Raw genomic sequence first — 10320 nt, forward strand, 5'->3', positions numbered from 1 at the left:
GGGTAGCCATGATTCAAGGAAAAGAGCTCGGCGTACATACGAATAAAGGCAGATTGCGTGCGAGACTGCTGTCTCTTGCGGGAACGCTGCTGTTCGCAGGCCTGCTCTGGCTCGCTTATACGCAGTGGAAGATTGCGTCGGTGCCTGAAGCGGCGCCGTCGGTCCGCACAGAGATCGGCATCGTGCTGGGGGCCTCGCTCTGGGGAGACGAACCGAGTCCGGGCTTGCGGGAACGGCTGAACAAAGCGCTCGAGCTGTACAAGGAGGGGCGGTTCGATTATATTATCGTGTCCGGGGGACTGGATCGCCCGGATGTGAACTTCACGGAAGCCGAAGGCATGGCCAACTACTTGATCGATCACGGAGTAAGCGAGGATCGGATCCTGCTGGAAGGCGAATCGACGAGCACGCTGGAAAATCTCCGCTTCAGCCAGCGCATGATGAAGGAGCGAGGCTGGACGTCGGCCACGATCGTAACCCATGATTTCCATGGCATGCGCGCATTGGAGATCGCGCAGGCGCTCCGCTATGAGCAGCCGCAGGTCGTGACCGTCAGCAGCGAGGTGCTGTCCCCGCTATGGCATCGGGGCCGCGAATCGCTGGCGTATACGAAATGGAAATGGGACGAGTTGTGGATTCCGTAAACTTCTAATAACCTGTTCGACGCTAGAATATATTGAACATCATAGACGATTCTGCCTCGGGATGGCAGGATCGGGAGTTGAACGTCGAAAGGGTGACGCATATGAACGTACGACTCAAAGCGGCCGGCTCGAATACAGAAGCAAGACCTTCGCGTCAAATTAATGTCGTCATCCGCCCGGTGGAGACACCGGCCGAGTCCGCGGCTCAGCAGGAGCAGGCCCGGACGGCCGGTCAGGATAAGTCGGCCATGCCGGCGGAAGGGCCTTTTGCCGATATCCGCAAGGAGCTGGACCGGCTCGTCGGTCTGGAGCATATGAAGGAAATCGCGTTTGAGCTCTATGCTATCCTGCAAATGAATCGCCGCCGCCAGGAAGCGGGCCTCACGTGCCAGCCGCATGTGTATCATATGATTTTCAAAGGAAACCCGGGAACGGGGAAGACGACGGTCGCCCGGATCATGGCGAAAATGTTCCAGCAGCTTGGATTGCTGAGCAAAGGTCATCTGCTTGAGGTAGAGCGCGCGGATCTCGTCGGGGAATATATTGGGCATACCGCGCAAAAGACGCGTGAGCTGATCAAGAAGGCGATGGGCGGCGTCTTGTTCATTGACGAAGCGTACAGCCTGGCCCGCGGCGGGGAAAAAGATTTCGGCAAGGAAGCGGTGGATACACTAGTTAAGGCGATGGAAGATCAGAAGAACCAGTTTGTTCTGATCTTGGCAGGCTATTCGGAAGAAATGGACTGGTTGATGCAGACCAACTCCGGGCTGCCCTCCCGTTTTCCGATTCAAGTCGAGTTCCCCGATTATACGGTCGATCAACTGCTGCTGATTGCGGAACAGATTGCCAAGGAGCAGGATTATGTGCTGATGCCGCAATCGCTCTCGCAGCTGAAGAACGTCATTCTGGATGAGAAGATACTGTCCGCCAACTTGTTCAGCAATGCGCGCTTCGTGCGCAATGTCATGGAGAAGGCGATGCGGAATCAAGCGGTGCGCTTGCTCCAGAACTATCCGGAGCAGTCGCCGGGCAAGCTGGAGCTGATGACGCTGCGGCCGGAAGATTTAAAATGGGAGCGCAAATGAGGTATACTGGGTACAGAATCGGATGGCCGGCCATTATCAGATGAAGGAGACCTTCAATGCATGCGAAGAACGTTCTATGAGACATCCACGGATATTCAGGACCGGGCGGTTCTCGTGACCCTTATCACGGAGGAAGCCCGGCGAAGCCGGCTCCGTCCGGAAGATTCCTTGCAAGAATTGGTGCAGCTCGCGGAGACGGCCGGCGTTGCCGTGCTGTCGGTCATGATGCAGCAGCGGGAGAGCGCCGATCCGAAATGGTTCATCGGCAAAGGCAAGGTTGCCGAACTTCGAGCGGTCATCGCGGAGCTTGACGCGACGACCGCCATCTTCGATCAGGAGCTGTCCGGCGCCCAGGTGCGGAATCTGGAAGAAGCGCTTGATGTGAAAATTATTGACCGGACGCAGTTGATTCTGGATATATTTGCGCAGCGCGCGAAGACGAGAGAGGGGATTATTCAAGTTGAGCTTGCACAGCTATCTTACCTGCTGCCGCGGTTGTCGGGGCATGGCCGCAATTTGTCCCGGTTAGGGGGCGGCATTGGAACGCGCGGGCCGGGGGAGACGAAGCTGGAGACCGATCGGCGCCATATCCGGCGGCGAATTTCCGATCTGAAGCGCCAGCTCGAAGAGGTGGTCCGGCACCGCGGCGTCTACCGCGAGCGCCGCAAGAAGAGCGGCGCGATTCAGGTGGCGCTCGTCGGTTATACGAACGCGGGCAAGTCGACGCTGCTCCGCCAACTGACGGAAGCGGATGTCTATGTGGAGAACCAGTTGTTCGCCACGCTGGATCCGACCTCCCGGCAGTGGGAGCTGCCGAACGGCAAGTCGACGATTTTGACGGATACGGTCGGGTTCATTCAGCATTTGCCGCATGAGCTTGTCGCTTCGTTCCGCGCGACGCTCGAGGAAGTGAATGAGGCGGACCTCATTCTGCATGTCGTCGATGCCTCTTCTCTCATGCGGGAAGAGCAGATACGGGTCGTCGACGATATTTTGCAGCAACTGGGCGCCGGGGCGAAGCCGCAGATTGTGCTGTATAATAAGAAGGATATGTGCACCGAGGAGCAGCGCCACATGCTGCCTTTGGATGAGAATCATTTTTTGATCAGCGCGTATGACGAAGCCGATCTTCAGCGGGTCCGCCTTGCCGTCCAGCAGCATCTGTCGGGCCGCACGGTGACCTATCGGTTGCCCGGCGCGCGCGGGGATCTGATCGCCCTGGCCCATCGCATCGGCGAAGTGCTGGATCAGGAAGCGGACGGCGAGGATGTGCGGCTGACCGTTCGTCTAGATCGGGCAGAGGCAGAGCTCCATAGCTACAAGCTGGAGCCTTATCTATCATAAGTACAACGGGAGCTTGTTGGGAAGTGCGTTGTCGAGAACAAGGGGAATCAATGAAACATGCAGTTTACAGATGAGATGATGAAGCTGGCAGAACGGGTAGAGGAGAAAATCAAGGATCGGGTTCGGGATATCGAGTCGATTGCGGAACAGAACCAGTGGAAGGTCATTCAGGCTTTTCAGCGGCATCAGGTCAGCGATTTTCATTTTGCCGGATCGACGGGGTATGGCTACAATGATCGGGGCAGAGAAGTGCTGGACGAGGTCTATGCGGACGTATTCGGCGCGGAGGCGGCGCTGGTCCGGCCTCATTTCGTATCGGGGACGCATACGATCGCGACTGCACTGTTCGCGGTGCTCCGCCCGGGCGATGAGCTGCTGTATATTACCGGAACGCCTTATGATACTTTGCACAAGGTGATTGGACAGGAAGGCGACGGCACCGGATCGCTTCGCGATTGGGGCATTCATTACGGCGAGGTGGAGCTGACGGATGAAGGCCGGGTCGATTGGGCGGAGGTCGAGCGGCGGATCTCGCCGCGCACGAAGGTGATCGGCATTCAGCGCTCGCGCGGCTACGCCTGGCGGACTTCGTTCCGCGTCGATGAGATCGCGGACATGGTTGCCCGGGTCAAGCGGCTTCTTCCGGATGCGATCGTATTCGTCGATAACTGCTACGGAGAATTTACGGAACGGTTGGAGCCGACGGAGGTTGGAGCGGATCTGATTGCCGGCTCGCTCATCAAAAATCCGGGCGGCGGCATCGCCGAGACCGGAGGCTACATCGCCGGGAAGCAGCGCTTCGTGGAAGCGGCGGCGGCCCGTCTGGCCGCCCCGGGCATCGGCGGCGAAGTCGGGGCGATGCTCGGCATGACGCGTGCCATGTACCAGGGGCTGTTCCTTGCGCCGAGCATCGTGGGACAAGCCGTGCGCGGCAGCGTCTTCGCGGCGGCCATGTTCGAGGAGCTCGGATTCCAATCGTCCCCGCACTGGTCGGCGCCGCGTACGGATCTGATCCAGGCGATCCGGTTCGATTCCGCCGAGCATCTTATCGCCTTCGTGCAAGGCATCCAAAAGGCGTCCGCCGTCGACGCCCATGTCGTGCCGGTCCCATGGGATATGCCTGGCTATGAGCACCCGGTCATTATGGCGGCCGGCACCTTCATCCAAGGCGGGAGCCTGGAGCTGTCGGCGGATGCGCCGATACGGGATCCGTATACGGCGTACATGCAGGGCGGCTTGACTTATGCCCATGCGAAGCTGGGAGCGATGACCGCATTGTCCGCCATGGTGGAGCGGGGACTGCTGAAGCTGTCCTGATTTTTCTGTCAGTTTTTCTGACATCCGTTGACACCTATTTGGACGGGAGATACAATGAAGGGAAGCAAGGGATCACCAGAGGAAGGTTGATGAGCGATGGGGGATGAAATTCGCAGAAATATGGCTTTGTTTCCAATCAGCATCGTAATGAAGCTGACGGATTTGACCGCAAGGCAGATCCGTTACTACGAGCAGCATGAATTGATTATGCCTGCACGCACGTCCGGCAACCAGCGTCTATTTTCGTTCAATGACGTGGAACGGCTGCTGGAGATTAAGGCGCTTATTGAGAAGGGTGTGAACATCGCCGGGATCAAGCAAGTGCTGAATCCGGTCTCCAAGGAATCCCAGGAGGCGACCGTGCTAAGCGAAGATTCGGAAAGCAAACGCAAGGAACTGTCGGAGACTCAACTGCATCGAATGCTGAAGCAGCAGCTCATTTCCGGAAACAGACCAGGTCAAGTGTCATTGATTCAAGGTGAACTGTCTCGTTTCTTTACGAAGTGATCACACCAATCTAATCCAGGTTCACAAGAAGGAGATGTTACCCTGTGGGTTACACCAGAGAAGACATTGTACGCATTGCGGAAGAACAAAATGTACGATTTATCCGGCTTCAATTTACGGACTTGCTGGGGACCATCAAGAATGTGGAGATCCCGGTTAGCCAATTGAACAAGGCGCTGGACAACAAAATGATGTTTGACGGCTCTTCTATCGAAGGTTATGTGCGGATTGAAGAATCAGATATGTATCTGGTGCCTGATCTGGATACTTGGGTGGTATTCCCATGGGTAACGGAAGATCGTGTAGCGCGGTTGATTTGTGACGTATATACAACAGACGGAGTTCCGTTCGCCGGATGTCCGCGCGGTATCCTGAAGCGGGCGCTGAAGGAAGCGGAAGAAATGGGCTATACGGCGATGAATGTCGGACCGGAGCCGGAGTTTTTCCTGTTCAAGACGGATGAGAAGGGCAACCCGACGATGGAGCTGAATGACCAGGGCGGCTATTTCGATTTGGCTCCTACGGATCTCGGGGAGAACTGCCGCCGCGAGATCGTATTGAAGCTGGAGGAAATGGGCTTTGAAATCGAAGCTTCCCACCATGAAGTGGCGCCGGGGCAGCATGAAATTGATTTCAAATACGCGGACGCCATCAAGGCGGCCGACCAGATTCAGACCTTCAAGCTCGTCGTGAAGACGATCGCGCGCCAGCATGGCCTGCACGCCACCTTCATGGCGAAGCCGCTGTTCGGCGTGAACGGTTCCGGCATGCACTGCAACATTTCGCTGTTCCAGGGCAAGGAGAATGCATTCTACGATGAGAAGGATAAGCTGGGCTTGAGCGACGATGCGCGCCGCTTCATGGCCGGGGTGTTGAAGCATGCCCGCGGCTTCGCGGCCATTACGAATCCGACGGTCAACTCCTACAAACGGCTTGTTCCGGGATACGAGGCTCCATGCTATGTCGCCTGGTCCGCGAGCAACCGCAGCCCGATGGTCCGCATTCCGGCATCCCGCGGCCTCAGCACGCGCGTCGAAGTCCGCAACCCGGATCCGTCGGCGAACCCATATTTGGCGTTGGCCGCCATTCTGAAGGCCGGATTGGACGGCATCAAGAAAAATTCCGCTCTGCCGGCGCCGACCGACCGGAACATCTATGTGATGACGGACGAAGAGCGCGAAGTGGAAGGCATCCCAAGCTTGCCATCGAGCCTCAAGGAAGCGCTGGAAGCCTTGCTTCGCGACGAGATCATTTGCGATGCGCTCGGCGAGCATGCGCTGCAGCACTTCATGGAGCTGAAGGAAATCGAGTGGGATATGTATCGGACACAGGTTCATCAGTGGGAACGCGATCAATATATGACATTATATTAATTATTTCATCCCTAGAGCCGCAAGGCTTCTGGGGATTTTTATTGTGGGGGCATGAAGAGGATGATAGCGGCGTTAGGGTCGATGCCCACAAAACGCCCCCAAAAATAATGAAACTAAGGGCCGCAGGAAGTCTCTCTTTGCATCCAGTGGGGAAGGAGAGAACGGTGTGAGTGGAAACCTGCTGGGAAGGCCTGATGGGAATTCATTAGTATGATGCCGCCGCAGCAATACAAGCAGAGGATATATTGCGGGGCAAGAATGATAAGATGAGAGGACTTACGATCGGCGTAAAATCCGGCGGCAGCAAATACGAAGGTTGACTTTTTATGCCGATGCATGGCCCGCATGAAGGGAAGATGGATCTATATCTGTATGCGATGTCAGACATTAATATACTGCGTTTGGGAAGAGATAAGCCCCGGAGTGTTCCGGGGCTTAGCGGTTACTTCAAGGCTTCTGTTTTAAATTTGGCGCGCATTTCATCGTAACCTGCCTTGACATCTCCTTCGCCGTCAGGGGTAAATCCGAAGGCGATTTTCCCTTCCATAACCAGCACGATGATTTCTTTTTCTTTCCCGTCAACGGTTCCTCGTGCCAGTACGAGTGTTCCTTTCTTTCCGGCTTCCTCGTAATCACTTGACTCCATAACTTTCGGATCTTTGTACATCTTGCTCTCGTCGGTCACATTATTTTGCCCTAATGCAAATAGAGGCTTGATGTCCGGATGAACCTTTTCTTCGACAAACTTCTTCTTGGCATCCACATCGGTTCCATTCACGAACGTATTGAGATAGTCGAGGACCAGCCCGTCATCTTTTGACTGTCCCCCGCCCCCGCAGCCTACCAAGACCAACAAACACACCAAGAATAATGCACTTAATTTCTTCAAAATTCCGCCCCTTTCGCCTTAATTATATGACCGTATGCTCGTATATGCTATACCTTAAATTAGCCGAAATTAAGAAACCCCGGATTCCTCCGAGGCTCGTGTCAATATATCGCTTGTAGTACGATTTTATGCGGTTTTTTTGGGGCTGCGATGCCAACCATAACCGCGAGGCAATTGTTTACGTTCCTTTTTAGGGTCTCCTATTACAATTGACTGGGGTGCGCCACGGCCTTTCAGACTGGTGACAGTCGGGATTTTTGTATTGAGTTCTGTGCATAACTTTCCGCTATCTTTTCATTTCCTTACTTTTGCAACGGTCAGTCCATCGCCTAGTGGAATTAGCAGCGAGTCTAATTGAGGATGATGGGATACGGTTTCATTGAATTTCTTCATCAATTCAGTATAACGCTTCGGTTTCGCGTCCTGATCCGCTACACTGCCGCCTGCCAGTACATTATCAGCCACGATTACAGCGCCCGGTTCAGCGAGTTTAATGCAATAGTTCAAGTAAGGATCATAATTTTCCTTGTCAGCATCAATAAAGAAAAAGTCAAACCGTTTATTCTCGGCAACTAATTTTTCTAGACTTTGCAAAGCGGGTCCGGTAAGATAGGTGACTTGATTGCCAAAGCCTGCTTTAGCAAGATTATTGTATGCTAATTTTGCGTAACTCTCCTCTAATTCGAGGGAAGTTAATTTTCCTTCTCCATCGAAGCCTCTCGCTAGACAAATTCCGCTATAGCCGCCCAAAGCCCCTATTTCCAGCACATTTTTAGCCCCTGAAATGGAAACAAGCATCGTTAGGAGTTTTCCGGAGGAAGGAGATACCGAAATGGAGGGCATTCCGTTTTCCCGTATTGATGAAATAACTTCTTCCAAAAGATCATCTTGGTTACGAAATACGGAATCGATATAACTGTTAATTTGTTTCATCACATTCCCGTCCTTTCTCAGCATCAGGTTTAGAATCTTTGCCTGCCGGGAGAAAAGTTTCTGTTTCTCCACTGTTTGTCTTGGACACTTCCACTGCTTCACTTATGTGTATTTCAAATAATTGAATAAATTCGTTAATGACCATATCAATGGCTTTTAATTCACCGACTAGAATTGGATGAATCGATTCAAACTCCGGTTGATCCAACTGTTGTTTAAGGGTGGAACGCTTAAGATTCAACATTTCTAAAAATGCAATGGCCCGCCCTCGACGAAATGTTTTCGGGCCTCGTTGATGTGAACCATCTTTTCCTTTGTAACGTTCACCATGATGATGTCTGTCTTTCTTAAAGTCCTTAAGTCCGTCATTTCGCATTATATAACCTCCACTTGTATACAATTGTATACATAACATGTTGTAATGAATTGTATACAAACGTATACAAAATGTCAATGTACCTAAAATAATTAAAGTGCAAATGATTCCACAAAAGCAGCTGTAAGGTCAGGGTTTGATGTGAAGGGGAGAACATGAAAGATAATTATAGGAATTATCGGAATGATTGGATTTTACATCGTAATTACCGAGGGGAGACCAATGTTAAGGCATCCATTCTACATTCTGTTTGCAAAATACGGGAACTTGTGACTTATTTCAAGAGGGCATTTGATTTATATAAGGTCAGCTTTCCCGAACACGAGCAAAGAGTATTGGCCGATCAAATTGCAGTTTTGGATCATCCGGCTTATCATTGCGACGTCATTTTAGAAGATGGCGTATTTGTCGGAATTCTCTTTTATTGGAAAACCCCGCGTTACTGTTATATTGAACATTTTGCAATCGATCCTGAAATGCGGGGAAATAGCATGGGTTCCCGTTGTTTAAAACAGTTTTGTGACATTCACCAGCTTGTCATTCTGGAAATCGATCCGCCGGTAGATCCGATTTCGGTTAGACGCAAAAGCTTTTATATGCGACTTGGATTTCAAGAAAATCATTACGAACATAAACATCCTGCGTATCGCAAGCAGCATTTGCCCCATGACCTGGTCATCATGAGTTACCCAAGGAGTATTACGGAGGATGAATATTCGGAATTCAATGACTACTTGAAAAGTACGATTATGAAGTCTGACTTCTAGTGGGAGTCAATTACCATATGGGGGATTGACCGGATAGATGGAACATGGCTCTCTCCCCGTTGGTTCGGAATGCTGTTGCGAGAAAACAAAAAGCCCCGGATACTCGAGGCCACTGAAGAACTTGTAGTTTTTGAAGCAGCAACAATAGCAATATGAAACAAAGACGACTCATCACCAAAATTTTGGGGAATGGGTCGTCTTTTTCGCTTAATTAGGGCTTGCTGAACGGGTCACATTTTACGGTGACACGAGCAAACGAACTGCGAGCCTCGACAATAGCCATTGCAAAACGGGCAAAAAGAGAACCCGGAGTCTCTTTTCGAGGTTCATCACCAGCAGTTGCAGCCCGATTACGGTCTCGCTGGTCGTCTGAAGGTGCGCTCGAATACGGCCAAGCCCATAGCTGCGCTTGCCTTCACCGAACTTGCCTTCCACCGCATTGCGCGCGGCTGCATCCGCTTTGGCGATTTTCTTCTGCTCCTGCTGATCGGCGGATGACGGACGCCCCAATTGCGGTCCGCTCAGTCGAATTCCTTTCTCCTTGCAGAAGCGCAAGTTGTCCCGCGTGCGGTAAATCTGATCGGCCAGCACCGCTTTGGGATAATAGCCGAATCGAGCGCGGTAGCGTTCCACTACGGCCTGCAGCGTCTGACCTTCGTTGAAGCCGTCCCAGGACAGTTGCTCCCGGAATGCGTAGCCGTTCACCACGCTGATCGCCAGCTTCGCCCCGAACTCGACGTTCGCGCGGGCTTTACCGCGCACGATCGGCCTCACGTGCGGCTGCGCGATACTGACGATCCGATCCGGTACGCTGTGCGTACGTTTGTCGTACATCGCTTGCTGCTGGCGAACCAATTCCTGAATGACCAGAAGTTCCTTGTACATGCGGCGTGGCAGCCGCGTCAGGCCGCCCGTGGAGGCAAGTTCGGCGATGACGCGCAGATCGCGGGAAACGAACCGCAACTGCTTGCCGATTGCTTTGCGCATCGTGCGCGGCTTCACGCGCCCTTGCTTGGCAATCGCCAGATAGGCTTTGCGGGCACGCTCCCGGTATGTTCTTGGCTTGCGAGTCTTTCCGCGTTCCG

At 53.0% G+C, this 10320-nt stretch carries 11 protein-coding genes; 7 read left to right on the forward strand and 4 right to left on the reverse strand.

Annotated elements, in window-relative coordinates; genetic code table 11:
* The first annotated feature begins 8 nt into the window (after positions 1-8).
* The 6 genes from ABD76_RS28905 (at position 9) to glnA (ending at position 6270) form a co-directional block, all read left to right on the forward strand.
* Positions 9-644 carry a YdcF family protein gene (locus tag ABD76_RS28905; protein ID WP_197260303.1) on the forward strand — a complete coding sequence of 212 codons (636 nt, stop codon included), beginning with the start codon at positions 9-11 and terminating at the stop codon, positions 642-644.
* 101 nt (positions 645-745) lie between these two features.
* Entirely contained in the window at positions 746-1729 is a 984-nt protein-coding gene (locus tag ABD76_RS28910; RefSeq protein WP_197260304.1) for an AAA family ATPase, read from the forward strand.
* A gap of 60 nt (positions 1730-1789) precedes the next feature.
* Positions 1790-3073: a GTPase HflX gene (gene hflX, locus ABD76_RS28915; RefSeq protein ID WP_197260305.1), complete on the forward strand. Its 1284-nt coding sequence runs from the start codon at positions 1790-1792 to the stop codon at positions 3071-3073.
* A 57-nt stretch (positions 3074-3130) separates the two neighbouring features.
* A complete protein-coding gene (locus tag ABD76_RS28920) occupies positions 3131-4390 on the forward strand; it encodes a methionine gamma-lyase family protein (RefSeq protein ID WP_197260306.1) in 1260 nt (419 codons plus the stop codon).
* Positions 4391-4486: 96 nt separating this feature from the next.
* Positions 4487-4897: a MerR family transcriptional regulator gene (locus ABD76_RS28925; protein WP_197260307.1), complete on the forward strand. Its 411-nt coding sequence runs from the start codon at positions 4487-4489 to the stop codon at positions 4895-4897.
* Positions 4898-4941: 44 nt separating this feature from the next.
* Positions 4942-6270, forward strand: a complete 1329-nt coding sequence (gene glnA / locus ABD76_RS28930; RefSeq protein ID WP_197260308.1) for a type I glutamate--ammonia ligase — start codon at positions 4942-4944, stop codon at positions 6268-6270.
* A gap of 442 nt (positions 6271-6712) precedes the next feature.
* Here the strand turns inward: glnA and ABD76_RS28935 are convergent, their stop codons facing one another.
* From ABD76_RS28935 to ABD76_RS28945, 3 genes are all read right to left on the reverse strand, one after another.
* A complete protein-coding gene (locus ABD76_RS28935) occupies positions 6713-7159 on the reverse strand; it encodes a hypothetical protein (RefSeq protein ID WP_197260309.1) in 447 nt (148 codons plus the stop codon).
* A gap of 294 nt (positions 7160-7453) precedes the next feature.
* The gene (locus ABD76_RS28940; RefSeq protein ID WP_197260310.1) at positions 7454-8092 is read right to left on the reverse strand and encodes an O-methyltransferase; all 639 of its coding nucleotides are present in this window, start codon (positions 8090-8092) and stop codon (positions 7454-7456) included.
* On the reverse strand, positions 8079-8468 hold the full coding sequence (locus ABD76_RS28945) for a hypothetical protein (protein ID WP_197260311.1): 390 nt from the start codon (positions 8466-8468) through the stop codon (positions 8079-8081). The genes ABD76_RS28940 and ABD76_RS28945 overlap by 14 nt, the downstream gene beginning before the upstream one ends.
* Positions 8469-8623: 155 nt before the next feature.
* Here ABD76_RS28945 and ABD76_RS28950 point away from each other — a divergent pair, with 155 nt between their 5' ends.
* Complete coding sequence (locus tag ABD76_RS28950; protein ID WP_197260312.1) at positions 8624-9235, forward strand: GNAT family N-acetyltransferase; 612 nt, start codon at positions 8624-8626, stop codon at positions 9233-9235.
* A 237-nt stretch (positions 9236-9472) separates the two neighbouring features.
* Here the strand turns inward: ABD76_RS28950 and ABD76_RS28955 are convergent.
* Positions 9473-10320: transposase (locus ABD76_RS28955; protein ID WP_197260313.1), on the reverse strand; the 848-nt coding region annotated here is incomplete at its 5' end.

It is taken from the genome of Paenibacillus dendritiformis, assembly GCF_015845845.1.
Taxonomy (GTDB): Bacteria; Bacillota; Bacilli; order Paenibacillales; family Paenibacillaceae; genus Paenibacillus_B; species Paenibacillus_B dendritiformis_C.